The 23,880-nt window shown below is 70.3% G+C and carries 23 protein-coding genes; 16 read left to right on the top strand and 7 right to left on the bottom strand.

The window, feature by feature from the left end; translation table 11 throughout:
• Positions 1 to 290 precede the first annotated feature (290 nt).
• From DNK54_RS17610 to DNK54_RS17590, 5 genes are all read left to right on the top strand, one after another.
• Entirely contained in the window at positions 291 to 599 is a 309-nt protein-coding gene (locus DNK54_RS17610; RefSeq protein WP_110208310.1) for a hypothetical protein, read from the top strand.
• Positions 600 to 693: 94 nt separating this feature from the next.
• Positions 694 to 1,242 (top strand): cupin domain-containing protein, encoded by a 549-nt coding sequence (locus DNK54_RS17605; RefSeq protein WP_110208309.1) that lies wholly within the window; start codon positions 694 to 696, stop codon positions 1,240 to 1,242.
• A gap of 27 nt (positions 1,243 to 1,269) precedes the next feature.
• Positions 1,270 to 2,256, top strand: coding sequence for a hydroxyquinol 1,2-dioxygenase (locus tag DNK54_RS17600; protein ID WP_110208308.1), 987 nt, complete (start codon positions 1,270 to 1,272; stop codon positions 2,254 to 2,256).
• A gap of 1 nt (position 2,257) precedes the next feature.
• Positions 2,258 to 3,736, top strand: coding sequence for an aldehyde dehydrogenase family protein (locus DNK54_RS17595; protein WP_110208307.1), 1,479 nt, complete (start codon positions 2,258 to 2,260; stop codon positions 3,734 to 3,736).
• Between the two features lie 127 nt (positions 3,737 to 3,863).
• Positions 3,864 to 4,349, top strand: a complete 486-nt coding sequence (locus tag DNK54_RS17590; protein WP_110208306.1) for a hypothetical protein — start codon at positions 3,864 to 3,866, stop codon at positions 4,347 to 4,349.
• Positions 4,350 to 4,434: 85 nt separating this feature from the next.
• On the opposite strand, the gene DNK54_RS17585 is transcribed toward DNK54_RS17590, so the two are convergent.
• The gene (locus tag DNK54_RS17585) at positions 4,435 to 5,682 is read right to left on the bottom strand and encodes an alpha/beta fold hydrolase (RefSeq protein WP_162602529.1); all 1,248 of its coding nucleotides are present in this window, start codon (positions 5,680 to 5,682) and stop codon (positions 4,435 to 4,437) included.
• A 98-nt stretch (positions 5,683 to 5,780) separates the two neighbouring features.
• On the opposite strand from DNK54_RS17585, the gene DNK54_RS17580 reads away from it, so the two are divergent.
• The 3 genes from DNK54_RS17580 (at position 5,781) to DNK54_RS17570 (ending at position 10,252) form a co-directional block, all read left to right on the top strand.
• Positions 5,781 to 7,331 carry an FMN-binding glutamate synthase family protein gene (locus tag DNK54_RS17580; protein WP_110208305.1) on the top strand — a complete coding sequence of 517 codons (1,551 nt, stop codon included), beginning with the start codon at positions 5,781 to 5,783 and terminating at the stop codon, positions 7,329 to 7,331.
• A gap of 102 nt (positions 7,332 to 7,433) precedes the next feature.
• Positions 7,434 to 8,993 carry a DUF1800 domain-containing protein gene (locus DNK54_RS17575; protein WP_162602528.1) on the top strand — a complete coding sequence of 520 codons (1,560 nt, stop codon included), beginning with the start codon at positions 7,434 to 7,436 and terminating at the stop codon, positions 8,991 to 8,993.
• Between the two features lie 5 nt (positions 8,994 to 8,998).
• Positions 8,999 to 10,252 carry a DUF1501 domain-containing protein gene (locus DNK54_RS17570; RefSeq protein ID WP_110208303.1) on the top strand — a complete coding sequence of 418 codons (1,254 nt, stop codon included), beginning with the start codon at positions 8,999 to 9,001 and terminating at the stop codon, positions 10,250 to 10,252.
• Here the strand turns inward: DNK54_RS17570 and DNK54_RS17565 are convergent.
• From DNK54_RS17565 to DNK54_RS17555, 3 genes are read right to left on the bottom strand one after another with little or no spacing between them, the layout of a single operon-like run.
• On the bottom strand, positions 10,236 to 10,538 hold the full coding sequence (locus DNK54_RS17565) for a DUF4031 domain-containing protein (protein ID WP_110208302.1): 303 nt from the start codon (positions 10,536 to 10,538) through the stop codon (positions 10,236 to 10,238). The two genes, DNK54_RS17570 and DNK54_RS17565, sit on opposite strands and share 17 nt — an antisense overlap.
• A 13-nt stretch (positions 10,539 to 10,551) precedes the next feature.
• The gene (locus tag DNK54_RS17560) at positions 10,552 to 11,142 is read right to left on the bottom strand and encodes an HD domain-containing protein (protein ID WP_110208301.1); all 591 of its coding nucleotides are present in this window, start codon (positions 11,140 to 11,142) and stop codon (positions 10,552 to 10,554) included.
• Between the two features lie 54 nt (positions 11,143 to 11,196).
• Positions 11,197 to 12,423: a cytochrome P450 gene (locus tag DNK54_RS17555; protein WP_110208300.1), complete on the bottom strand. Its 1,227-nt coding sequence runs from the start codon at positions 12,421 to 12,423 to the stop codon at positions 11,197 to 11,199.
• A gap of 114 nt (positions 12,424 to 12,537) precedes the next feature.
• Between DNK54_RS17555 and DNK54_RS17550 the strand changes: the two genes are divergently transcribed.
• The 6 genes from DNK54_RS17550 (at position 12,538) to DNK54_RS17525 (ending at position 17,836) form a co-directional block, all read left to right on the top strand.
• Positions 12,538 to 13,320 (top strand): hypothetical protein, encoded by a 783-nt coding sequence (locus tag DNK54_RS17550; RefSeq protein ID WP_162602527.1) that lies wholly within the window; start codon positions 12,538 to 12,540, stop codon positions 13,318 to 13,320.
• Positions 13,321 to 13,381: 61 nt separating this feature from the next.
• Entirely contained in the window at positions 13,382 to 13,726 is a 345-nt protein-coding gene (locus DNK54_RS17545) for a hypothetical protein (RefSeq protein ID WP_110208298.1), read from the top strand.
• Positions 13,727 to 13,882: 156 nt separating this feature from the next.
• Positions 13,883 to 14,230 carry a hypothetical protein gene (locus DNK54_RS17540; RefSeq protein ID WP_110208297.1) on the top strand — a complete coding sequence of 116 codons (348 nt, stop codon included), beginning with the start codon at positions 13,883 to 13,885 and terminating at the stop codon, positions 14,228 to 14,230.
• Entirely contained in the window at positions 14,230 to 16,017 is a 1,788-nt protein-coding gene (locus DNK54_RS17535) for an alpha/beta hydrolase (RefSeq protein WP_110208296.1), read from the top strand. The genes DNK54_RS17540 and DNK54_RS17535 overlap by 1 nt, the downstream gene beginning before the upstream one ends.
• An 81-nt stretch (positions 16,018 to 16,098) precedes the next feature.
• Positions 16,099 to 16,689 carry a DUF6318 family protein gene (locus DNK54_RS17530; RefSeq protein WP_110208295.1) on the top strand — a complete coding sequence of 197 codons (591 nt, stop codon included), beginning with the start codon at positions 16,099 to 16,101 and terminating at the stop codon, positions 16,687 to 16,689.
• A complete protein-coding gene (locus DNK54_RS17525) occupies positions 16,679 to 17,836 on the top strand; it encodes a site-specific DNA-methyltransferase (RefSeq protein WP_110208294.1) in 1,158 nt (385 codons plus the stop codon). Before DNK54_RS17530 ends, DNK54_RS17525 begins: the two co-directional genes overlap by 11 nt.
• Positions 17,837 to 17,997: 161 nt before the next feature.
• Here DNK54_RS17525 and DNK54_RS17520 read toward each other — a convergent pair whose 3' ends face one another.
• Complete coding sequence (locus DNK54_RS17520; protein ID WP_110208293.1) at positions 17,998 to 19,392, bottom strand: WS/DGAT/MGAT family O-acyltransferase; 1,395 nt, start codon at positions 19,390 to 19,392, stop codon at positions 17,998 to 18,000.
• Between the two features lie 128 nt (positions 19,393 to 19,520).
• Here DNK54_RS17520 and DNK54_RS17515 point away from each other — a divergent pair, with 128 nt between their 5' ends.
• The gene (locus DNK54_RS17515; RefSeq protein WP_110208292.1) at positions 19,521 to 20,615 is read left to right on the top strand and encodes an FUSC family protein; all 1,095 of its coding nucleotides are present in this window, start codon (positions 19,521 to 19,523) and stop codon (positions 20,613 to 20,615) included.
• Positions 20,616 to 20,657: 42 nt separating this feature from the next.
• Here the strand turns inward: DNK54_RS17515 and DNK54_RS17510 are convergent, their stop codons facing one another.
• A complete protein-coding gene (locus DNK54_RS17510; RefSeq protein WP_204164667.1) occupies positions 20,658 to 21,785 on the bottom strand; it encodes a glutamate--cysteine ligase in 1,128 nt (375 codons plus the stop codon).
• Positions 21,786 to 21,853: 68 nt separating this feature from the next.
• Here DNK54_RS17510 and DNK54_RS17505 point away from each other — a divergent pair, with 68 nt between their 5' ends.
• Complete coding sequence (locus tag DNK54_RS17505) at positions 21,854 to 23,197, top strand: threonine/serine exporter family protein (RefSeq protein WP_239460160.1); 1,344 nt, start codon at positions 21,854 to 21,856, stop codon at positions 23,195 to 23,197.
• A 64-nt stretch (positions 23,198 to 23,261) separates the two neighbouring features.
• Here DNK54_RS17505 and DNK54_RS17500 read toward each other — a convergent pair whose 3' ends face one another.
• Positions 23,262 to 23,801: a DUF402 domain-containing protein gene (locus tag DNK54_RS17500; protein ID WP_162602526.1), complete on the bottom strand. Its 540-nt coding sequence runs from the start codon at positions 23,799 to 23,801 to the stop codon at positions 23,262 to 23,264.
• Positions 23,802 to 23,880 lie beyond the last annotated feature (79 nt).

Genomic DNA, 23,880 nt, shown 5'->3' with positions numbered 1-23,880 from the left:
TCACTCTGCCGCCAACGCTCGATGCCGATGCATCCACGGAGATCGCCAGAATGGCAGGTCGGCTTGGATTCACCGGCGTCCACCTGCCGGAGGGGGCCGCCGCGACACCCGCGGCGCGGCTGGCGGAGGCTGCTCGGCCGGCGCAGGTCCTCCCTCCGTTACCGGCCGGGGCCTGCGGTGTCGTGCGTGTCAACGACCCCACCCAGGTGGCGATAGTACGTCGCGCCTTGGACGGTTCCGCTCGTACGGGACCACTTCTGGTGGCGGTGCCGCTCTCTATCGGGCGCACCATGAGTGAAGCCGTCGCACGGGCGGAGCTCGAACCTCGTTTCGAGCTGCGCCATCCACGCGACGTAGGCATCTTCGGCACTTTCGAGCATGCCCAGGAGCAGGTGCTGGCCCTGGCCCGGGCCGGAGCGGAGGGATTGGTACTCGACCTGCCGCTCTCCCGGGACGTCGCCGATGTTCTCGCTCAGGTGAAGGCGTTGGTGGTCGGCGCCACGCCGCAACTCCTCACCCTTCCGCCTCAGGCCTCGGTCGCGCCGCCACGGACCGTCTTCTACGGCACGGACTTCTCAATTCCGCCATCAGGCGGCTGATTCATAGCGCCCGACTGCGCAGACCTCAACGATGAGTGCACAACAGCGCTGGGAACCAGCGCAGACGAGCGCATCAGCAACGAGGAGTGGACCGATGACAACGACGAGGAAAGCCCAGGGCGGGGCTGTGCAGCGTGCGAACTACACCACGGTTTTCGGTTCGCTGGCCGATCACCAGAAGGGCGGAGTCGAACTGATCGCCGATGACGCCCGCCACTACGCGTTCTCCAACATCTTCGACGTAGCGTCGAAGGCAATCGCGTGGGATCGGGTCGCGGTCGCCAAGAACTGGGAGTACGTCCTGGAGACCATCCGGGCAGAGGGCACCTCACCCTGGTATGCCGCGGCTCACGACGAGTTCGCCATCTGCATGGACGACGGCGACGCCGAGGTGCTGGTGGAGCTGGTGAAGCCTGACTCGCCCGTCGCTCCCGAGGGATCGGAGGGGGCCGTACTTCTCCACACGGAGCCTGTCGGGCGTCCGATGGGCCGCATTCACCTCAAGCGTGGTCACCAGGCGCTCCTCCCGAAGGGCGCTGCCTACCGGTTCGTCAAGCAAGGCGCCGCGGGAGTGCTGCTCATCCAGACCATCGGCGGCGCCCTCACGCAGTACCGCTGGGCTGACATCTGCCAGACCGTTTGACCCGCCGTCATAGAGAAAGGACCTTCGATGACCATTCAGATTGACAACGTTCACCAGTCCGAGGAAGCCAATGCCGACGGCTATCGCGAGTTCGCGCTCGGCGAGTTCACCTTCAAGCGGGACGAGTTCTTCGTCTACATCGGCTGGCCAACCGGCGAACACATGATGAGCGCGGACTCATTCCTGCGCGCACTCCAACGCGATGTCGCCTGGGACTTCTTCTACGGCATCGTCAACTTCGACGGTGTCTTCGGAACCTTGAACCACTACGGCACGGTCGACATCTTCGCCGGCCGTTTCAACGAGTCCTACCGCAAGGCCGAACTCGACTACAGCGAGAACATGGAGACCCCAAGGATCCGCGCGACGTTCGAAGCGATCTTGGACGACTGGACCAATGAGTCGTTCGATCCGTTTGCTTCGCCTCACGAGACCGGCTCCGCGTTCGGCCTGAAGAATGGGAGCAACACGGCCGCGGTGACGCGTCAGCGGGTCGCTGCGGACCGGATGGTCGGGGTTCCGGGCGATGAACAGGTTCGCAGTGACGACTCCGGCTATCCCGTGAACCGGATGTTCGCTGATGTCGACCAGAGCGAGCCGGTGATCGAAGTCGAGCCCGGTTTCGAGGACGAGGTGGCCGCGTTCAGCCTCTTCGCCTACCTGTCGCGGTCGAACGTCACCTGGAACCCGTCGGTTGTCAGCGTCTGCAAGGACTCGCTGGCGTGCCCGACCACGGAGGAGTACATTCTGCCGATCATCCATGGCAACGACCGCGTGGAGTGGTTCGTCCAACTCAGCGACCAGATCACCTGGGAGGTCGAAGACCGCGACACCGGTGCCGTTCGGGCCAGAGTGACGATGCGGGCCGGTGACGTCTCTGCGATGCCGGCCGACATCCGGCACCAGGGCTACTCCCCGAAGCGATCGATGCTGCTGGTTTGGGAGAACAACTCGGAAAAGATCCCGGAGGCGATCGCCTCCGGCAAGGCCCCGACCTATCCCATCGAGTTCTGAGATGCAGCAGAAGCTCTTCATCGGCGGCGAGTTTGTAGATGCTGCCGATGGCGGCACTTTCGAGACCATCGACCCGCACGACGGGACGGTGCTCGCCAACGTGGCCGAGGCCCGAGCAGCGGATGTCGACCGAGCGGTTGCGGCTGCTGCATCGGCGTTCCCGGCCTGGAGCAGGATGGCGGCAGCCGACCGGGGCAGGCTGCTGCTCCGGTTGGCGGACGCGATCGAGGACGACGTGGACGCTCTCGCGCTTCTGGAGACCCGAGACACCGGACATCCGGTGCGGGACACGCGCGGACTCGATGTGCCCCGGACAGCCGCGACGTTCCGGTACTTCGGCGGTATGGCCGACAAGTTCCAGGGCAGCGTCGTTCCGGTCGAGCAGGGCTTCCTCGACTATGTCGTGCCGGAACCGCTCGGTGTGGTGGGGCAGATCGTTCCATGGAACTTTCCGGTGATGTTCACCAGCTGGAAGATGGGGCCCGCGCTGGCTGCCGGGAATTGCGTGGTGATGAAGCCGTCCGAGATCAGCCCGCTCTCCGCCCTGCGAGTGGCTGAACTGGCCGCTGAGGTCGGCTTCCCTCCGGGCGTTATCAACATGGTGCCTGGCTTCGGAGCAACTGCCGGGGCACGGATCGTGGATCATCCAGCGATCGCCAAGATCTCGTTCACGGGCAGTACAGCCGTAGGTCAGAGCATCGCTCGGTCTGCAGCCGATTCCTTGAAGCAGGTCCACCTCGAGTTGGGTGGCAAGGGCGCGAACATCGTGTTCGATGACGCCGACATGGCCGCAGCCGTCAACGGCACCGCCTTCGGCATTTTTCACAATCAGGGCCAGGCCTGCATTGCGGCTAGTCGGCTGATCGTTCATGAAGCGGTCAAGGACGAGTTCCTGGAACGTCTCATCACACTCACCCGATCGATCCGGTTGGGTGACCCCAAGGATCCCGCCACGGAGATGGGGCCGCTCACCTCTTCTCAGCACCGAGACCGGGTGATGAGCCACCTAGCGTTGACGGAGGAGGAGGGTGGCACCGTCTTGACCGGCGGCCATGCCCCGCAGGACCGGGCGCTCGCCGACGGCTTCTATGTCGAACCGACGATCGTGGAAACGGTGCCGGACAGCCGGGCCGCCCAGGAAGAGGTGTTCGGCCCGTTCATGGTGGTGCACGCGTTCAAGACCGAGGATGAGGCACTCAGGATCGCGAACGATGTTGCCTACGGACTCGGTGGTGGCCTCTGGACCAGAGACCTGTCGCGAGCGCACAGGGTCGCTCGCGATCTGCGGGCCGGCATGGTGTGGGTGAACTCCTACAAGCGGGTCAACCCCGGCTCGCCGTTCGGAGGCGTGGGGGTATCGGGGTACGGCCGTGAGATGGGGTTCGAAGCGATGCGGGAGTACACCTCACCGAAGGCGACCTGGATCAACATCGACGCCCAACTTCCTGCCTATTACGACAGGAATCCTCCACGCGAGTAGCCTGATCTGGACTGGAAGCGCCTCGGGCACCCTGCGCCTCCCGACGCTCGCGACAGGGATCTTGGTCAGCAGGCCCCTGGGTACCTGTACTCAGGGCGTACGGCGCACAGCAGGACAGGATGGACGTATGCGACGAACCCTCCTTCCTGTCCTGCTCCTCTCCGCGCTCGCGATGACCGGATGTGGGAACGCGACGACGACAGAGGTGAGGGGTTCCGTAGGGGTCGGCGTGGATGCCGAGGGACGCGTGATCGCCGTCGTCGTGACCTGCGGTGCCGACCTCGACGAGGTGACCCTCTACGGCGGTCGCGAGGGTCTCGAAGGCGATGAGCCGAACCCGATCCTCGCCACGGGCACCGTGGATCCGACGGGTCAGCCGATCGTCACTGCGTTCCTGACGCCGACGTCGGGAGGCGGTCAGCTCCGGCTCGGCGACCTCGATCGCACCGGACTGCACATCCTCTCGGCCCAGGCGTCGGAGAGCGACACCGAGTCGGGTCAGGTGACCTTCCGCGCAGACGACCTCGACGCCCTGGAAGCGGACCAGGTCGTCACCGGCGACGGCACCACAAGCACGCCCCAGCAACTCCGTGCCGGCTGCGACTCCGATTGACCGACGGTGTGACCTCTCGTGCGGCGGCTCAGCGGCTCGCTACGTGTGGGGAAGACCGTGGCCTGCTGTGCGCCCCCGCACGTGCTCAGGGAGCGAGAGAGCGAGACGAGCCGGAGCCGTAGCGCCGCTGGGGGTTGGCGCCGATCGCCGGCGTGCCCTTCGGCTCTCCAGCGCCGGTGTCGGTACCAGGGAAGGTGTCGACACCGGTGTCGGGAGGGGCGGTGTGGGGGCCATCGGCCGCGGCGTCGGAGGACCACCTGTCGAGCCAGGCATCGAGGGTGGTCCACATCGTCGTGCGGGCGGCGCGGCCGGTGAGCATGCCGAGGTGGCCGCCAGGGACCACCTGGAAGTCGACCTCGGGTGAGCCGGTGAGGAGGGGCACGACTGCCCGGACACACTCGATGGGGGCGATGCCGTCACTGGAGCCGGCGAAGACCAGGACCGGCTTGTCGACAGCGCTGAGCTCGATCCGGCGGTCGCCCATCGTGAAGCTCCCCCGGGAGAGTTCGTTGTTCTTCACGAACCGGTGGTAGAGCTGCCCGAACGTCCGACCGGGGTAGGCGATCATCGCGGAGGTGAAGGCGTCGACGGCCTCGATCTGAGCCAGGAAGTCGGTGTCGTCGAGGTTCTGCAGCTTCACCAACGGCTTGGTGACCAGCTTCTGGGCGGCCGTCAGCTGGAACGCCCAGCGCACCACGGGCTTGGGCGCACCGCCGACGGCGCGGTAGAAGCGTGTCACCGGGCCCATGCCTTGCTTCACGCCCCACGGGCCGTCGGTGACCTTGAGCAGCGGCCGCAACGGCGCGATCATCGGCACCTTGGTGACGTCGAAGGGCGAGCCCACGATCGTGAGCGAGGCGATCGGCAGGTCGGCCTGGTCGGCGGCAGCAAGCGTCATGAAGATGCCGCCGAGTGACCAGCCGACGAGATGCACGGGACGCCCGCCGGCGTGTGCGGAGGTCGCGCGGATCGCCTCCGGCAGCACCTCCTCGATCCAGTGCTCCATGCCCAGGTTGCGATCGCGGAACGACACCTCGCCGTACTCGACGAGGTAGGTCCGGCGTCCCTCGTTCACCAGGTGCTCGACCAGCGAGCAGCCTCGGCGCAGGTCGAAGCAGCTCGCCGGAGCGGCGAGGGGAGTAACCAGGAGGACCGGGTCGCCCTGCTCGACCGCGGTGCCGGCCGGCCGGTAGTGGTAGAGCTGCCGCAGCAGACCCTCGTCGATGAGGGTGCGCGGGAGCTTGCGCAGGTCGGCCACTCCGCCGTACAGCACCTTGCTGGCGACGTTGCCGGCTGCAGCCACCACTTGGTCCGGCTTGGGGAGGAGGTCCATGAGCGAAAAGTACCCGACACCTGCTGCCCCCGTCCGGGACAACCACACCTCGGCCAGGCGGCTGTGAAAACCACGCGCGGCCGGGTAGGACTTGAGACGTGAAGTGGAAGACGCTCGCCTCCGCCGGCTTGGCCGGCCTGGGCTCCCTCGCTGCCTACGACGTGCTCCAGCGCCGCCATGCCATCCTGCGGAACTTCCCCGTGGTCGGGCATGCGCGCTACGCGATCGAACGACTGGGGCCGGAGCTGCGCCAGTACGTCGTCGCCTCCAACGACGAGGAGCGGCCGTTCAGTCGCGATCAGCGGAGCTGGGTCTACGCGAGCTCCAAGCTGGAGAACAGCTACGTCGGCTTCGGGACCGACAACGACGTCGAGAACCAGACCGGCTACGCGATCATCAAGCACCGCACCTTCGCCGAGGTCGGTGCCGACACGCGACCCCACGGTGACGAGGAGGGCGCGACGATCCCGAGCGCCAAGGTGCTCGGTGGGCGGCGCGGCCGGCGCCATGCCTTCCGGCCCGCGTCGGTGGTCAACATCTCGGGGATGAGCTTCGGTGCGCTCTCCGCTCGCGCGGTCACCGCGCTCAACCGCGGTGCGGCACAGGCCGGTTGCCTGCACAACACCGGTGAGGGCAGCATCTCGGCTGGTCATCGGCAGGGCGGTGACCTGATCTTCCAGATCGGCACCGCCTACTTCGGCTGCCGCGACGCCCAAGGCAGGTTCGACCTCGACCGGCTGGTCGACCTGGTCGCCTCCGCGCCGGTGCGAGCGCTGGAGATCAAGCTCTCCCAGGGAGCAAAACCGGGGCTGGGCGGCATGCTGCCCGCAGCCAAGGTGACGCCCGAGATCGCCGAGATCCGCGGGATCGAGCTCGGCAAGGACTGCGCCAGCCCGGCCCGCCATACCGCCTTCCACGACGTCGACTCGATGCTCGACTTCGTCGAGCTGGTGGCAGACGCGACAGGTCTGCCGGTGGGCATCAAATCGGCCGTCGGCGACCTCACCTTCTGGGACCACCTGGTGGAGCAGATGGCGCGCGGCGACCGCGGCGTCGACTTCGTCAACGTCGACGGAGGCGAGGGCGGCACGGGCGCCGCTCCGCTGGTCTTCACCGACCACGTGGCGCAGCCGTTCCGGCTTGGCTTCAGCCAGGTCTACAGTCGCTTCGCCCGAGCCGGACTCACCGACGACCTGACCTTCATCGGCGCCGGGAAGCTCGGCCTGCCCGACACCGCCCTGGTCGCCTTCGCCCTCGGCGCCGACATGGTGAACGTCGCTCGCGAGGCGATGCTCGCCGTCGGCTGCATCCAGGCGCAGAAGTGCCACACCGACCACTGCCCGACCGGAGTGGCCACCCAGAACCCCTGGCTGGCGCGAGGTCTCGATCCCACCTCGAAGGCCGAGCGGACGGCGAACTACATCGTGTCGTTGCGGCGTGACCTGCTCAAGCTCTCCCGTGCCGTCGGCGTCGCTCACCCCGGTCTGCTGACTCCGGACGACGTCGACCTGGTGACCGGCACTCGCCGCCGGGAGTCGCTGGCCGAGACCTACGGCTACGCGCCGGGGTGGGGCAGCCTGGGGCCGGAGCTCGCCGACGAGATCCGGCGGCTGATGGCTCCCCAGCGCCCGTCCCAGCCCGTGCCCTGACCGGGTGCCTGCATGACCCGCACGGGTCATGCAGGCACGACGATCGGTCGTCATCGGCATCAGGAGATGCGCCGGGGTGGTCGGAGACGGAAGACTGGTGTCGTGATCAGCACGACGAGCGCGCCGCCCCAGCCGCGCCGCCGTCGGCTGCCCCCGGGCGGGGCTGGGAGACCAGGTATCCAGGCGGACGCCGAGCCGGAGCCCGTGCACCCCGGCTTCGAGCCTGCGCAGTACGACGCCACGCCGCTCCCGTCGACGCTGGAGCGGCTGCTCGGCAATCGGTTCGGTCAGGGCTGGACGCCCGCTCTGGGCGCCGCGATGGCCAGTGCCGGCGGCGCGCGGACGTGGTTCGACACCCAGCTCGCATCCGGACCGGACCGGTTCTTCGAGACCTCCCGCGGCTGGTGGCCCTCTCTCACACTCTCCGCTGCCGAGATCTGGCGTCGCGACCGGGACGAGGTCCAGCCGTTCTGGGAGGCGGGCTTCGACCACCAGCGCTGGTGCCTCGCCCGCCGAATCCACTCGGAGCGGCCCCTGCTGGAGACCATGACCGACTTCTGGGAGAACCTGCTGCACGTGCCGGCAGCCGGCGAGGCGGAGGCGTTCTTCCGCGCCGCCTACGGCACCGGGATCCGCAAGCGCGCCCTCGGGAGCTTCGCCGAGCTGCTGAGGTTCAGCACCACCCATCCGGCAATGGGCTGCTACCTCAACCTGGCCACGTCGAGGAAGTCCGCGCCCAACGAGGATCTCGCCCGCGAGCTCCTCGAGGTGCACACCGTCGGCGCCGGGAACTTCACCGAGAAGGACGTCGTCGACAGCGCTCGGATCCTCACCGGCTACCGCGTGGACGTGTGGGGCACGTGGGCGGCGGCCTACGACCCGGGGTCGCACTGGACCGGTGCGGTCCAGGTGCTCGACTTCCGGCATGACAACCGCGCCGAGGACGGACGCTCAGTGGCGCGCGCCTACCTGGACCACCTGGCCCGGCACCCCCTGACCGCTGAGCGGATCGCTCGCCGCCTCGCCGTACGGTTCGTGGCGGACGATCCCTCCCCGGCACTCGTCGGCCTGCTGAGCCGCACCTATCGTGCGCACGACACCGCGATCGCCCCGGTGCTGCGCGCGCTCGTCGACTCCGCGGAGTTCCGGCGTGCCGCCGGACGCAAGGTGCGACTCCCCGAGGAGGATCTGGTCGCCACCTACCGGGTCCTCGGAGCGGGACTGCGCAAACCCGTCGACACCGACTCCGCTGCCCACGTCAGCATCTGGCAGTGCGAGGCGCTCGGCCTCGCGCCGTTCCGGTGGCCGCGTCCGGACGGTCGTCCCGACGCCGCCGCCTCCTGGACCTCCACCGCTCGCGTCCTGCAGGCCTTCCAGATGCACCTGACCATGGCAGGCGGCTGGTGGCCGACCAAGGAGATCGACCTCCGCCCGGCTGCCTCCTGGCTGCCGGAGCCGACCCTGCGCTTCGACCTGCTGGTCGACCACCTGGCCCGCAGCATCCTGGGCTCGGCGTCGACGTCCACGCTGCTGAAGTCCGCCTGCGAAGCCGTGCAGGTCGAGCCGGACACCACCATCACCTCGACGCACCGGGTCGTGCGTTGGGGGATGCCGACGCTGCTGAGCGTCTTCCTCGACCATCCGGCCCACCTGACGAGGTGATCCGGATGTCTTCCTGCGCCCCGGGCTGCCCGGAGTACGGTCGGGTCTCGCGCCGCGGCTTCCTCACCCTCGCCGCCGGCGCCCTGGCCGCGACCACCGTCTTCGGCGACACGGTGCTGCAGACCGCATGGTCTCGCGAGGGCGCAGCGCCGGCCGTGCTGGTCGTGCTCTCGTTGCGCGGTGCCGCCGACGGCCTGAACCTGGTCGTGCCACATGCCGACCCGGCGTACTGGACCGCTCGCCCGCGGATCGCGATCCCCAAGGACAGGTTGCTCGCAGCCGACGCGATGTTCGGGCTGCACCCGGCCCTGGCACCGCTCCTCCCGCTGTGGCGGGACGGACGGATGGCGGCGGTGCATGCGACCGGACTCCCGGCGCCCAACCGCTCCCACTTCTCGGCGATGGAGGAGATCGAGGACGCCGACCCTGGCTCGCCGGCCCGGGTCGGCTGGCTCAACCGCCTGGTCGGGCGCGACGGCGACACCGATCCGCTGCACGCCCTGCATCTCGGTGGCCCGGTGCCGCCGACCGCACTGCTCGGCCCGCATCCCGTCGGAGCGGCCCCGGCCGTCGACGACATCGTCCTGGCCGGCACCGACACGGGTGGCCCGGACGATCCACGGGTGCGCTCGCTGCACACCGTCTGGGACGGCGTACCCGGGCCGTTGGGCGAGGGCGTCCGTACGGCGATGCGGATGGTCGACGACTTCGGACCGGTGCGCGCCACGCCGGTGACGCCCGCCAACGGCGCCGCCTATCCCACCAGCGACCTGGGTCGGGCGCTGGCCGCGGCGGCCCGCACCATCCGCGGCGACGTGGGTGCCGAGGTCATCACCGTCGACCACGGATCGTGGGACATGCATGCCGATCTCGGTACGGTCGACCGCGGCGACCTGCGGAACATGACCGCCGATCTGGCCTCGTCCCTCGCCGCCTTCTTCAGCGATCTCGGCCCCGTTGCCGAGAAGGTCACCGTGGTGACGTTGAGCGAGTTCGGTCGGCGGGTCCGGGAGAACGCCTCGATGGGCCTGGACCACGGCCACGGCAATGTGATGTTCCTGCTCGGTGCGGGGGTGAAGGGCGGGCGCTACTACGGATCGTGGCCGGGCCTGACCGACACCGCTCAGGCGGACCTGCTGGTCACGCGGGACTACCGCAGCGTGTTGGCCGAGGTCGTCTCGTCGCGCTTCGACGCCTCGCCGGCGGCGGTCTTCCCCGGCGTCCGGCTGGAGACGATCGGGGCTATGGCGCCCCGGTAGTCGCGATGCCCGGATCGCCGGCCCGGCGACGACGCTTCCGGCGTCGCAGTCCGGCCTGGTGCAGTGCGGCCACCAGGTCGCGGGAGCGCACCGGGCGCGCGCCCGCAGCGACCACGGCGTCCCAGTGCTCGGCCGGTACGTCGTAGTGGTCGCCGTCGAAGCCGCGCTCGGGGATGCCGACGGCAGCGGCGAACGCGTGCAGCTCCTCGAAGGAGGTGTCCGAGGCCAGATGGGCCCAGAGGCGGTCCCGCCACGGGACGCTGGGCGGATCGATCAGCAGGGCCACGGCGTCGATCCTGTCATGACGACGCGGCACTCGGGTCCAGCGTGGCCAGCTCACGAGCGAGGTTGTCGCGGGCCAGCACCTCCCAGCGGGCGCGAGCCTCCGGCGTGTGGAAGAGCGTCGGCTTGGCGGCCAGGTCGCGCAGCACCGCCGCCCGGCCGCGTGCGAAGTCGGCGTCGGAGAGCGCGGCGTACTCGGAGCGGACCCCCGCCACGTACGCCGCGTAGCGGGCCGGGGGTGCGGCCAGCACTGCCAGGTCGGCGTCCACCAGGAGCAGGCCGCGCCGGTCGTCGGGGGCGGGCCGATGACGGGCGGTCAGCCTCACCAGGCGAGCGACCTCCGCGACGTCGACTCCGGTGTCCGCGAGAGTCTCCTCGGCCAGCTGTGCGGAGCGCTCCTCGGCGTCCGGGCCGCCGTCGTAGATCGCGTCATGGAACCAGGCGGCGAGCTGCAGCTCGACATCGTCTCCCGCGCCGAGCTCGGCGAGCCGTTCCAGCACCTCTGCGAGGTGGGAGAGGTCGTGGTAGCCCCGACCGGTCGACCAACGCGCCACGAGGTCGTCGCGCAGCCGGGTGTCGGGCAACGGCCACGGCAGTTGCGTGCTCATGGGCCCAGTCTGCCCCGCCCACGTACGCCGGCCATCTGGTCGGACGGCAGCGGGTCAGACAGAGCCGCTCAGGTCGGGCGGGGTCAACCAGTCGTCGGCCGGTCGAGACACGCCCGGGGTGAAGCGGAGCGGGAAGCGCACCGGCCCGGTGTTGCCGGAGACGGGCAGCCACTCGCCTGCTCCGTCGGGAGTCGCCTCCGGCATCCGGTGGGCGAGCAGCGGCAGCGCGACGGCCATGTCGGTGCGCGCGACGAAGTGCCCCAGGCAGTGGTGGACGCCGGCGCCGAACCCCAGATGCGGAGCGCGCAGGACGGTGATGTCGAACCCCGGCTCGGGCATCGCCCGCGGATCGGTGCCGGCGGCGTGCGAGAGCACCTGCACGATGCCGCCCTTCGGCACGTGCAGGCCGAAGATCTCCAGATCCTCCAGCGCCTCGCGGGTCACCCACGTCACGGTCGGGTTGACCCGCATGATCTCCTCGACCGCCTGGGCGCCGAGCTCGGGACGCTCACCGAGGAGTCGCCACTGGTCGGGGTGCGCCAGCAGGGTGCGCAGGGCGAGACCGAGCTGGTTGCGCGTGGTCTCCATCCCGGCGAAGGCGAGGAAGACCAGCGCCACGCCCAGCTCGTGCCGGGTCAGCTTCTGCTCGCCCTCGTGGGCCTGGACCAGAGTGGTGACGAGATCGTCGCGCGGACGGGCGATCCGGTCGTCGACGACCTCCTCGAGGTAGGCGTGCAGCCCGTTCAGCGCTGTCTCGATGCGGGGCACGTGGCTGGCGACGTCGACAGCGAAGCTGCGGCCCAGGTCGTCGGCCCAGTGCGCCACCTGCTGCCACTCCTCCTCGGGAAGGCCGAGCAGCACGCAGATGATCCGGGCGGCGTACGGCTCGGCGAACTCGGAGACGAACTCGACCTCGCCCCGGTCGGCGAAGCCGTCGATCAGCTCGTTGGCCAGGCTCTGGAACCGCGGCCGCATCGCCGCGATGGTGCGGCTGCGGAACGCGGGCGTCAGCAGTCGGCGGATGCGGGCATGATCCTCGCCCTCCAGGCTGAGCAGCGTCTCCTGCCACCAGTCGGAGAAGAGCCCCGAGTGGATGCCGTTCTGTGCCGGCCAGCGGGCGTTTCCCTGGCGGAAGCGACGGTCCTTGAGCACGGCCGAGGCCTCGGCATGACGTAGCACGGCCCAGCCGAGGTTGGTCTCGACGAACCATTGCTCCTCGCGCGCCTCGTGCACCTGCGGCGAGGTGGTGTCGAATGCCGGATCGCTCAGGTCGAAGGCCATGGCTCAGCGTACGAGATCGGGTGGCCCGCGCGTACCGCTTCGGGGAGGGAGTCGTGCTCGCTCTCACACCGTCGATCCCTCCGGTGACGACGGTTCGTCGGCCATACTCGGGGGATGCGTGAGCGTCGAGGGCCTTTCGGGCTGGACTGGGTGGCGGTGGTCGCCGCCGCCCTCGCCGCGGTCTCCTCGGCCGTCATCCTCTCCACGCTGGGGGCTGGCGGCACGCTGATCGGCGCCGCCGTCGGCAGTGTTGTGGCGACCACCTCGTCGGCGATGTTCGCGCGCGGCATCAACACCAGCCGCGAGAAGGTGCTCGTGGTCTTCCGCACCGGCGGGGTCCGTGAGGTCTCCGCCGACGAGGCGTCCCGGCTGGCGTCGGACGGCGAGTTGGCCGACCCCGACGTGGCCGACGCCGTGCTGGGCGCCGAAGGGGCGTCGTACGCCGAGGGTGCGAGGGCGCATCGGACGCTCAAGGGGCGCTGGGCCGCGGTGCCATGGCGGACCGTGCTGCCGTGGGCGCTGGGCACCTTCGTCGTGGTGATGGTGGCGATCACTGCCTTCGAGCTGATCGGTGGTCGTCCGGTCTCCTCGCTCACCGGCGGCAGCAACGGCAAGGGCACCTCGATCAGTCGCGTCGTCGACCGCGACACCGGCGGGGACCGGCATCGCGACCGCGACCCGGAGCCCAGCGGGGGCGTGACGCCGTCGGACCAGCCGAGCGACACCCCGACCGATCCGTCGACGACGCCTACCGGCGAGCCGACCGAGACGCCCAGCGTGCTGCCGACCGAGCCGACGACTCCGCCCAGCTCCACGGTCCCGGAGCCCACCGACACGGGCTCGCCGACTCCCAGCGGCCCGCCGGCCGGGAATGAGTCGCCGGCACCTGCCGAGTGAGGTCACCCACATCGCCGGCCCTCCCGGCCCTTCTGCGCGCGAGGAGGAGGATGATAGGGACATGAGCGAGACGAAGCGGCGCAAGCACCTCATCGACCTGTCGGCGCCGCCCTCCATGCCGAAGCGCGACGACTCGATGTCGCTCAGCCAGGTCCAGAAGTGGGTCATGTCCGTGTTGGCGGTCTCCACGATCCTGCACCTCTCCGGTGGACTCGTGCTCTTCGCCATCTCCATCGACGCGAGCCACCAGAGCTCGCGAATCGGCATGCTGGTGATCGCCGGCATCTTCGGGATCCTCGCCGTCATGGCAGGGCGGGTCATCCACCAGGCCTCGGTGCTCACGCCGTGGGTGCTGGCCGGACTGGTGCCGATGGCGGTCGGCTTCTGGTGGATCTGGGGTCGGTGACCCGCTTTCGGGTCTCCCGCTCCTGACGATCGACCGTTGTCCACAACCCTGCCGAGGGCCGGTTTGCCCTAGCCGCAGCCGGCGACGCTGAGCCCAGGAGGACCGTGAGGACCCGGCCGTACGCCGCCGGGGCGGTCCTCGTCAGGAGGCGTCAGCATGAGCGCAGGACGGGGCGTCGCCGCAGACCTGGCCGAGGTCGCGGCAGCGGGTCGGGCGATGGAGCAGGCCGCGGATCGTGTGGACCGGATCGACCTCGTGCCGGAGCTGCCCGCCGTGGCGGAGGCCCTCCCGGGCAGCAGGGCGGCGCAGGCCGTCGAGACGCTGCTCAGTGCCTGGACGTGTGGGTTCGACAGGTGGGCGCTGGCAGCCCGCCGGCACGCTCAGGCGCTCCAGACCGGGGCTGTCGACTATGCGGCTACCGAGGCTGAGGTACGCCGCGCCCTCGGCCCCCGAACGCCGCCACCGCCGACTCCCGGCTCTCCGGCGCGGCAGGGGCCGCGCTGATGGCGACCGTCTCCCAGGTGCTCGCGTGGCGACCGGCGCTGCTCGACGAGCTCGCCTGCGTGACCCTGCGGCACCGACGCTCCCTGGCCGACCTGGCCGACGAGCTCGTCGCGGCCCGACCGCCGGCGTCCTGGTGGGGTGACGACGCGACCGCCGCGGTCGGTGCCCACACGTTGCTCCGCGACCGACTCAACGACCTGGCAGCGGAACTCGCTGCGCTCACCCGTGGCCTCGTCCAGGCGGAGGCGGGCTCCCGGGCCGCTCGGCGGGTCGTCACCGAGGCGACGGTGGCAGCGGGTGGGCACGGCATGGTCGTGGACGATGTGACCGGTGAGGTCCGCGACCCGGCCCCGGTTCCCGCCGACCCGATCCTGGCAGCAGACCGAGCCCGGCTGCGTCTCGAGCTCACCGACCGGCTGGCCCAGGGGCTCCGTGCGGCGGAGCATACGGACGCGGCGCTTGCCGCTGTCCTCGACGCGGTGGTGTCGGGCGTGCTCGACGGCGGAACGGCGGGCCCGGTGGAGGCGATAGCCGCCGGCCGGCAGGCGGCCGAGCGTCCCCTCCTCCCGCTCCCGGTCGACGCGCGCGTGGCCGAGGCCTTCGGATGGTGGCGGTCGTTGTCGCCAGGGGAGCGGATCCGGCTGGTCGGCGAACGCTCGGAGCTCGTCGGCAACACCGAGGGCATCCCGCCCGCACCGCGTGACCGTGCCAACCGGCTACTCCTCACCGAGGCGCGTCGGGAGCTCACCACCCGGCTCCGGGAGCTGGAGGGCGCGTCCTGGCTGGACCGACTGCTCAGCGGGTCGTCGGAGTCGCCGGCGGTGCTCCACGCCAAGCTGGAGGACCTGAGCGCGATCAGTGCGCTGCTCACCGCGCGTCCCGGTGCACGACTGCTGTCGCTGGGGCTCGACGGCCGGGAGCGTGTCACCACCGACGTCGGCCTCGGCCGGGTGCGCACCGCCGAGAACGTCGTGGTGACCAGGTACGGGGTCGGCACCACGCCGGCGAGCGACCTCGCCCGCAAGACGGCGGAGGTCGAGGCGTTGTTGGCCAGGATGTCCCGTCTCTCCGACGAGGCAGGAGACGATGCCCGGCACGCCGCGATCGTCTCCTTGGGCTACGAGGCGCCGCCGTTGGCGATCCGCGATCTGCTCGACCCCGGCAGCGCCGGGGAGCGAGCCCGCGGACTCCTTCACGACGACATCGCGCGGGATGCGGCACCCCGCTTCGCGGATCAGCTCAACGCGGTGGACGTGGTCCGGCGCGACGACCCGCACCTGACCGTGGCGGCGCACTCCTACGCCGGCGTGGTCACCGGACACGCACTGCAGCAGGGCACCGGCGTCGACGACGTCGTCGCCCTCGGAGTGCCGGGCCTGGCGACCGACCGCCTCGCGGACCTGCACCTGGCGCCAGGGCACCTGCACAACCTGGAGGCGAAGCACGACCTGGTCGCCGACGCGGGTCGGTTCGGCCGCGATCTCACCTATCTCGATGGTGTGCGCGAGCTCGACACGGCTGCTCACGCCGATCGGGGGCTGGCAGAGGTGGTCGGGCACACGAGCTACTACACCGACGGCTCGACCAGTCAGCACAACCTCGCGGCGGTCGCGTCGGGGCATGCGGAGCTGGCGATCGACGACACCCGCGGACCTGACCTGACCGACGAACTGCGCGAGGCCGGCCACGACGGCAGGGAGCTGTTCGACCGCGGCGTACGGGCGACGAAGGGGTTCCTGGTCGATCGGGGTCAGGAGCTGGATCGGCTGCTCCGGCGTCTCGGCTGAGGGCCGCTCACCTGGATCCGTCCGCAGTAGGTGCGGCTGCTCCTCTACGCTGGCCCCGACCGAGGCAGAGGAGGAGTGACGATGGTGAAGTCGCCGCGAGCGCGCTTCCTCCTCGCCGCGACGCCCCTGTTGTTGGGGCTGTTGCTGGCCGGCTGCTCGGACGACGAGCCGACGGCGTCGCGCGCCGTACCCGACTCGTCGCACACGCCGACCGGCACGAGTTCCGTCACACCCGCAGGGGCGCTGCTGCCACCGATGCCAGAGACGGCCCGCGAGGCGACCCCGGCCGGCGCAGAGGCGTTCGTCGGGCACTGGGTCGACGTGCTCAATGCGTCGACCCGGCTGGGCGAGTCCGCGGAGCTGCGGCGGCTCGGCCCGGACTGTGTGGTGTGCGCGAAGCTGGCCGATGGCATCGAGGGGCTGGCCGCGGCGGGTGGACAGGTCACCGGTGAGGGCTGGCTGGTGCGCCGCACCGCTCTCCAGCCGAGACCCACCGCGCAGAGCACGGCGTTCGTCGTCACGGTGCTGCGGCGTCCGGAGGCGGTGGTGCCGTCGACCGGCGCCGAGCCGCAGTACTACGAGGGTGGCGACGAGCGCTACCTGATGCGGGTAGCCCGCAGCGGCGACGAGTGGCGGCTGGTAGAGCTCGCCCGGATGCCCGATGCCGCCTGACCACACCCTTCACGTCGGCGACAACCTCGACGTGCTGGCGACGCTGGCGACCGGATCGGTCGACGTCGTCTACACCGACCCGCCCTACAACACCGGCAACGACTTCGCCTACCGCGACCGGCACGGGGTCGGCAACGGGCGGCATGCTGCGTGGGTAGCCATGATGCGCCCCCGCCTCCACGAGGTACGCCGGGTGCTCGCCGACCATGGCGTGCTCTTCATCTCGATCGACGACAACGAGGTCGCTCACCTGCGCCTGCTCCTGGACGAGGTCTTCGGGGAGGAGCAGTTCATCGCCCAGGTGGTGGTCAACCTCAACCCGAAGGGACGACAGCTGGGACCGTGGTTCGCCACCTCCCACGAGTACCTGCTGGTCGTCGCTCGCGACATCGCCTCCTGCCGTCTGCAGGCGACCTCGGCGTCGTCGGTCCTGGAGAGCGACTTCCCCCTGGTGGCCGACGACGGCCGCCGCTATCGACGCCTGCCACTGCGCAACACCAACAAGAAGTTCAATCCCGCTACTGCGCCCACCCTGCACTACCCGCTCTGGGGCGACCCGGTGAGCGGCCGGGTCGCCACCGCTCCCTTCGACGGAGCCGAGGAGATCTGGCCCGTCTTCGGCGACGGGCGCCCGGCGGTCTGGCGGTGGTCGGCGCCGTTGGTCGACGCGCGTCCGGACGATCTGGTCTGTCGCTCGGTGCGCGGCAAGCTGGGCCTGCGCGTCGACATCGCGCAGCGCGACTGGCTGCATCCGGGGCGGCGCAAGAAGCTGCGCACCATCTGGCTGGCCGAGGAGATCGGCTCCACCGACACCGCCGTCGCCGAGCTCAAGGAGATCGTCGGGCACGTCTTCGAGAGCCCGAAGCCCACGGGGCTGGTGCGCCGGGTCCTCGAGTGCATGCCGGACGACGCCGTGGTGCTCGACGTCTTCGCCGGCAGCGGCACGACCGGGCACGCGGTGGCGCTGGCCAATGCGGCCGACGGCGGCACCCGGCGCTCGGTCTCGATCAACCTCCCCGAGCCGACTCGCCCCGGCAGCTTTGCCCGGGCCGCAGGGCTCCTGGCTGTCAGCGACATCACCGAGGCGCGGCTCCGCGCGGTCGCCGAGCGCTTCGGCGACTCGCTGGAGGTTGTGCGCCACTCGTGATGCGCGGCAGCGCGTTGACGGCAACGTCCTGCGTTGGGGTTGCTATGGCGACCGGGGCGCAGGACGTTGTGGGGGATGTCCTGCGTGTGGGCTGTCGGGGCAACCAGGTGGCAGGACGCTGCGCAGGTGAGGCCGGTGCGGTGCGTCCGGAGGCGTGGCCGTCAGTTGACTCCGGCGGCGAGCTCCAGCGCCGCGAGCTCGTCCTCCAGGTGGATGAGCAGACGCTGCAGGTGCGGCAGGGTGCGCCGACAGCCGGTGAGACCGAAGCCCATCATGCCGGCGTACGACGTGGTGGTGATGTTGAGCGCCATGCCGGGCATCGGGATCGAGAGGGGGTACATGCCTGCCAGCCGAGCGCCGTTGAAGTACTGCGGGACGCGGGGGCCTGGGACGTTCGAGATGATCACGTTGAACGGCGGCCGCACCATGCCCTGGAGCCGCAGCAGCGGGGTGAGCATCGCTGGCGCCATGCCGATCGCGGTCATCGCGAGGATCTGGTTCTGCGTCATCGTGCCGAGTGCGGCCTTGCCCTCCCGCATCGACGTGTGGATGGTGCGCAGCCGCGCTCCGGGGTCCGCCTCGTCGGTGCCGAGGCGCACCATCACCGAGCCGACGGCGTTGCCGCCGCTGGTGGAGGCCGACCCGGCCTGCTTGGCGTTGAGGCCCACCGGACACATCGCCACCAGGCTGGTGTCGGGGAGGGCGTCGAGCTCCAGCAGATAGCGCCGCAGCGCGCCGCCGCACATGGCCAGCAGTACGTCGTTGATGGTGGCGCCGGTGGCCTTGCCGACACCCCGGAGGCGCTCGGTCGGCCAGTCCTGGGCAGCGAAGCGACGTGAGGCGGTGATGTCCTGGTTGAGGATCGTCTTCGGGGCATAGAGGGCGAGAGTGGCGCTCTCGTTGCGGAGTCCGCGACTCAACGTGGTGACGAGTGCCTTGGGCATGCCGGCCGCATCGGCGCTGAGCCCGAGCGCGGTACGCAGCGCCTTGATCGGAACCTCGGCGAGGTTGGCGGACTCGACGGCCTTGCTCCGCCGCTTGCGCAGTGCCCACGGCGCCAGCATGTCCCGCTCGTCGGGGTCGCTGCTGAGCACGCTCTGCAGCAGTCGCATCGCGGAGACGCCGTCGGTCAGAGCGTGGTGGAGCTTCGTGTAGAGGGCGGCGCGGCCGTCCGCCAGGCCCTCGATCACGTGCGCCTCCCAGAGGGGGCGCTCAACGGCGAGACGGGTGCCGTGCAGGCGCGAGCACAGGTCGAGCAGCTCCCGGATCCGGCCCGGCTGGGGAAGCGCGCTGTGCCGGAGATGGTGGTCGAGGTCGAACTGCTCGTCCTCCACCCAGACGTACTGGCCGGCCGTGCCCACCGAGCGGTGCGGGTGCTTGAGGAAGATCGGCTCGAACTCCTCGACGGTGTGCATCTGCCGGTAGAGCTCGCCCACGTAGTCGGGACCGGCGCCCTCCGGCGGCTCGAAGAGCTGCAGGCCGCCGACATGCATCGGAGCCTTGCGGCTCTCTGCCATCAGGAAAGCGGTGGAGCTGGGATCGATCGGTGTGGCCACGCTTCCCCCTCGAAGACGTCGGTGGCGGCATCTTCCTCGCCCGGCGGGCCGTTGTCGAGGATGTGACACCTGAGCGCCGATGCGTGTTGGGGATTCCGGACGCCGTCGGCTCGGGAAGGATGGTCGGCATGCAGCAACCGCTGGACCGGATGTGGACGAAGGGCCGCTCCTCGCTGAGTTCGCGCCTGGCGCGGGTGCGCACCAAGGGCTGGCAGATCGGCCAGTGCGCGATCGCTGCCGGGGTGGCGTGGCTGCTGGCCGCTGATGTCTTCGGTCACCCGACGCCGTTCTTCGCTCCGATCGCCGCGGTCGTCTGCCTCGGCACCTCCTACGGGCAGCGCCTTCGTCGGGTGATCGAGGTGACGGTCGGGGTCGCCGTCGGCGTGCTGGTCGCAGACCTGCTGGTGATCGGCCTGGGCAGTGGCTGGTGGCAGCTCACGGTGATCGTCGCGCTGGCCATGATCGCCGCGCTGCTTCTCGATGCGGGACCGCTCTTCGTCACCCAGGCGGCGGTGCAGTCGATCGTCATCGCCACGCTGGTGCCCGCCTCCGGGGCCGCCTTCACGCGATGGACCGATGCGCTGATCGGCGGTGCTGTCGCCCTCGTGGCAGCGACCCTCGTGCCTGCCGCGCCGCTGCGCCGTCCACGGGAGCAGGCCGCTCAGGTGGTCCGTAGGATCGCCGGCCTGCTCCGTGCGGCAGCCGATGTGATGGTGGATGGCGAGCTGGAGCCGGCGCTCGAGGTGCTGGCCGACGCACGCAGCACCGATCATCTGATCCGCGAGCTGCGAGATGCTGCCGACGAGGGTCTCTCCGTCGTCGCCAGCTCGCCGTTCCGGACCCGGCACCGCGACGACCTGCGCAAGATGACACAGCTGGTGAGCCCGCTCGACAAGGCGCTGCGGAGCACCCGGGTGCTCACCCGGCGTACCGCGGTCGCCGCACATCGGCGCCGCGCCGTGCCCGCGTCGTACGCGGTGCTCGCGCGGGACCTGGCGGCAGCGTGCGACCAGGTTGCCGACGAGCTCGCGGCCAATCGGCTGCCCATCGCGGCGCGACCGGCCCTGCACGCGATCGCGGAGGGCACCGCCCAGGTGGAGCGCACCACCGAGCTCTCGGTCGACGTGATCCTCGCCCAGCTCCGGTCGCTGACCGCCGACCTCTTCGAGATCAGTGGCTTCGACCCGCTGGAGGCGAGTGATCAGCTGCCGCCGGTGCGCTGACCCCGCTGGGGGCACGGGCAGCACGAGCCCCAGTGCGTTCGTTCAGAGGCCGGTGCGCAGCTCGCGGACGACGGAGTCGACCACCGCGACCAGGTCGCCCTCGTGTGCGGCGGCGACCGCACGTTGCCGCTGGTACGACGCCCCGCGGCGGGGGATGTCGGCGACCGCGCGCAGCTCGTCCTCGCAGCCGAGGCTGCGCGCGACCGGGGTGAGTCGTTCCAGGAGGTCGTGGAGGTCGTCGGTCATCAGGCGCTCGCGATTGTCGGCGTCGAGGATGATGATCGCGTCGAGGCCGTAGCGGGCGGCCCGCCACTTGTTCTCCTGCACGTGCCAGGGCGGCAGCACCGACAGCCGCTCGCCTTGGGCCAGCCGGGTGTCGAGGTCGACGACCAGACAGTGCATGAGGGCGACGAGGGCGCTCAGCTCGGCGATCGTGGAGACGCCGTCGCAGACACGGTTCTCCAGCGTGCCGTGCCGCGGCGCCGGCCGGATGTCCCAGCGGATCTCGGTGAGCTCCTCGATCACGCCGGTGACCAGCTGGTCCTCGGCGAACGCCTCGAACTCGGCCCAGGTCTGGAACTGGAAAGGCAGCCCCGCGGTGGGCAGCTGCTGGAACATCAGCGCCCGGTTGGACGCATAGCCGGTGTCGGTGCCGGCCCAGACGGGGGAGGAGGCCGATAGCGCCTGGAGGTGCGGGTACTGGTTGAGCAACGCTGACATCACGGGCAGCACCCGCTGCTTCTCCGGGAGGCCGACGTGCACGTGGACACCCCAGATCAACATCTGCCGACCCCACCACTGGGTCCGGTTGATCAGCTCCTCGTAGCGGTGTCCGGCGGTGAGCTGCTGCGCCGACCACCGCGCGAACGGGTGGGTGCCCGCCCCGAACAGGTCCATCCCGAGCTCGTCCGCCGCGGGTACGACGGCACTCAGGCTCGTGCGGAGGTCGTCGATCGCCTCGCCCACCGTGTCGCACACCCCGGTGACGAGCTCGATGGTGTTGCGCAGCAGCTCGCGGTGCAGTCGCTCGGGGTGGGGGAGCCGCGGCAGCGCCCGCTCGATCAGCGCGTCGGCTCCGTTCACCAGGTCTCTGCTGGTCCGGTCGACCAGGGCGAACTCCCACTCGACGCCGAGCGTCGGGCGTGGGGAGCCGCGGAACTCGATCTGCACGCGCCCAGCGTGGCACATGCCCCGGCATCTGGCTGTGTCGCGCTCGCCTGCCGTGGAACGATATGCGCATGACGGAACAGGAACGGTCGATTCCCGCCGTCATGGACCTGAGCCTGCGTATCGGGGAGTTGCTGCTCGACAACGGCGCCGGTGCCGCCGACGTGACCGCGACGATGCAGGCGGTCGCCTATCACCACGGGCTGCGGACGGCGATCGTCGACGTCACCTTCACCACGTTGTCGATCAGCTACCAGGCCACCCAGGACGACGCGCCGATGACGCAGATCCGCACGGTCAAGCAGCGGGAGATCGACTACGAGGACCTCACCCGGATCGACCATCTGGTGCGGGACATCCTTGCGGACCGGGTCGACGTCGCCGAAGCGCGCGCGGAGGTCGCTCGCCTCACCTCGTCGGGTCACCACCGCCACCGTGCGGCGATCACTCTCGGGTGGGGAGTGATGTGTGCGGGGGTCGCCTTCATGCTCGGCGGCGAGTGGATCGTCTGCGCCCTCGCCTTCGTCTCGGCGATGCTGATCGATCGGACCCAGCACGCGATGGCCCGACGCCGCCTGCCCACGTTCTATCTCCAGGTGGTCGGCGGCGCGATCGCCACCCTGCTGGCGGTCGGCGCCGCGGCTGCGGAGTGGGAGGTCGATCCCTCCCTGGTGGTGACCGCCAACATCATCATGCTGCTCTCCGGCATCGGCTTCATGGGAGGCCTGCAGGACGCGCTCACCGGCTTCTACATCACCGCCGGTGCCCGGATGACCGAGGCGCTGCTCTCCACCGCCGGCATCATCGCGGGCGTGACCGGCGGGCTCTCGGTAGGCACGGTGCTCGGCGTGGAGGTCGGCCGGCTCAACCCGGGCGCCTTCGGGTTGGAGTCGTGGCCGGTGCTCGCCCTCGGTGGTGCGATCTCCGCGGCCGCCTTCGCCTATGCCTCCTACTCGCCGAAGCGGGTGCTGGTGCCGATCGCGGTGATCGCGGCGATCGGCATCCTCATCACCAACTACGTCGAGCTTGCCGGGTTCGGGCGGCCCTGGGCAGTCGCCACGGCGTCGTTCTTCGTGGGTCTGGTCGCCTTCTCGGCGGCCGGAGCGGTGCGGGTGCCGCCGCTGGTGGTTGTCGTCTCGGCTGTCGTGCCGATGCTTCCGGGCCTCTCGATCTATCGCGGGCTCTCGCTGCTGGCCGAGGGTGACGGCCACACCTCGCGGGGTCTGCTGGCCGTCATCACCGCAGCTTCGGTCGCCCTCGCCATCGCGGCCGGCGTGATCCTGGGCGAGTACATCGCACAGCCGCTGAAGCGGGAGGCGCGCAAGATCGAGACCCGACTCTCCGGCCCGCGCCTGGTCGGCCCGCTGCGACTGCGTTCGGGACGAGCCTCGCGCCGGCGTACCGCCGAGGAGTAGGACGACCCCGTGGGGATCTCGACAAGCTCGATCACCGGGTCAGGTGAGCTGCTCGATCACCGGGTCAGGTGAGCTGGTCGAGCCAGGGCAGGTGGGCGCGGCCGTCGAAGGGAGCCCGCCGTTCGCTGACCAGGCGGTGCACCAGGTCGCAGTTGATGCCGGCATGGGCGACGACGACGTCGGGGTAGCCCAAGGTCACCCGATGCTCGGCGAACTCGTCCTCGTCGTCGATCCAGACCCGCCCCGAGGTGCCGCGCACCACGTCGAGATCGAGGTCGACGGCGGTGAGCTCGACACCGTGCCACCGGGGCGGGGTGGCGATGTCGACGTACACCTCGACGGGGCTGTTGAACCCGGGGATCCGGTGCTCGGAGGCATGGAACGCCGCCAGCCACCCGCGCTCGTCGGCGTCGGCGGCCGGCACCAGCGTCACCGACGGGGAGGGGGAGTCGTACGCCGCCCCCGGGCGCTCGTAGTGGGTGCCGGTGGGCAGGCCGATCCACTCCCCATGGCGGTCGCTGCCGAGATAGGTGCCGGAGAACTCCCAGTGCGGCAGGTCCCGCCACTTGGTCATCCGGACCCGGACCGGGTCACCAGTGCGCACGCCGACTGACGATACGCGCTACCGGGTGCTGGAAACGCAGCGAACCGCGGGGCTTGGACGGAGACAGGCCGGTTGGTGG

It is taken from the genome of Nocardioides daejeonensis, assembly GCF_003194585.1.
Lineage (GTDB): Bacteria > Actinomycetota > Actinomycetes > Propionibacteriales > Nocardioidaceae > Nocardioides > Nocardioides daejeonensis.
The sequence above is the reverse complement of the archived record's forward strand: the minus strand, read 5'-3'. Positions and strand labels throughout refer to the sequence as shown.

What these genes read in the sequence shown, in the direction of transcription:
- DNK54_RS17555 (WP_110208300.1), bottom strand. Translation starts at nt 12,423, where the DNA reads ATGGCCTTCGACCTGAGCGATCCGGCATTCGACACCACCTCGCCGCAG.
- DNK54_RS17595 (WP_110208307.1), top strand. Translation starts at nt 2,258, where the DNA reads ATGCAGCAGAAGCTCTTCATCGGCGGCGAGTTTGTAGATGCTGCCGAT.
- DNK54_RS17505 (WP_239460160.1), top strand. Translation starts at nt 21,854, where the DNA reads ATGACGGAACAGGAACGGTCGATTCCCGCCGTCATGGACCTGAGCCTG.
- DNK54_RS17600 (WP_110208308.1), top strand. Translation starts at nt 1,270, where the DNA reads ATGACCATTCAGATTGACAACGTTCACCAGTCCGAGGAAGCCAATGCC.
- DNK54_RS17610 (WP_110208310.1), top strand. Translation starts at nt 291, where the DNA reads ATGAGTGAAGCCGTCGCACGGGCGGAGCTCGAACCTCGTTTCGAGCTG.
- DNK54_RS17515 (WP_110208292.1), top strand. Translation starts at nt 19,521, where the DNA reads ATGCAGCAACCGCTGGACCGGATGTGGACGAAGGGCCGCTCCTCGCTG.
- DNK54_RS17530 (WP_110208295.1), top strand. Translation starts at nt 16,099, where the DNA reads ATGGTGAAGTCGCCGCGAGCGCGCTTCCTCCTCGCCGCGACGCCCCTG.
- DNK54_RS17535 (WP_110208296.1), top strand. Translation starts at nt 14,230, where the DNA reads ATGGCGACCGTCTCCCAGGTGCTCGCGTGGCGACCGGCGCTGCTCGAC.
- DNK54_RS17560 (WP_110208301.1), bottom strand. Translation starts at nt 11,142, where the DNA reads ATGAGCACGCAACTGCCGTGGCCGTTGCCCGACACCCGGCTGCGCGAC.
- DNK54_RS17540 (WP_110208297.1), top strand. Translation starts at nt 13,883, where the DNA reads ATGAGCGCAGGACGGGGCGTCGCCGCAGACCTGGCCGAGGTCGCGGCA.
- DNK54_RS17605 (WP_110208309.1), top strand. Translation starts at nt 694, where the DNA reads ATGACAACGACGAGGAAAGCCCAGGGCGGGGCTGTGCAGCGTGCGAAC.
- DNK54_RS17570 (WP_110208303.1), top strand. Translation starts at nt 8,999, where the DNA reads ATGTCTTCCTGCGCCCCGGGCTGCCCGGAGTACGGTCGGGTCTCGCGC.
- DNK54_RS17590 (WP_110208306.1), top strand. Translation starts at nt 3,864, where the DNA reads ATGCGACGAACCCTCCTTCCTGTCCTGCTCCTCTCCGCGCTCGCGATG.
- DNK54_RS17585 (WP_162602529.1), bottom strand. Translation starts at nt 5,682, where the DNA reads ATGGACCTCCTCCCCAAGCCGGACCAAGTGGTGGCTGCAGCCGGCAAC.
- DNK54_RS17550 (WP_162602527.1), top strand. Translation starts at nt 12,538, where the DNA reads ATGCGTGAGCGTCGAGGGCCTTTCGGGCTGGACTGGGTGGCGGTGGTC.
- DNK54_RS17525 (WP_110208294.1), top strand. Translation starts at nt 16,679, where the DNA reads ATGCCGCCTGACCACACCCTTCACGTCGGCGACAACCTCGACGTGCTG.
- DNK54_RS17545 (WP_110208298.1), top strand. Translation starts at nt 13,382, where the DNA reads ATGAGCGAGACGAAGCGGCGCAAGCACCTCATCGACCTGTCGGCGCCG.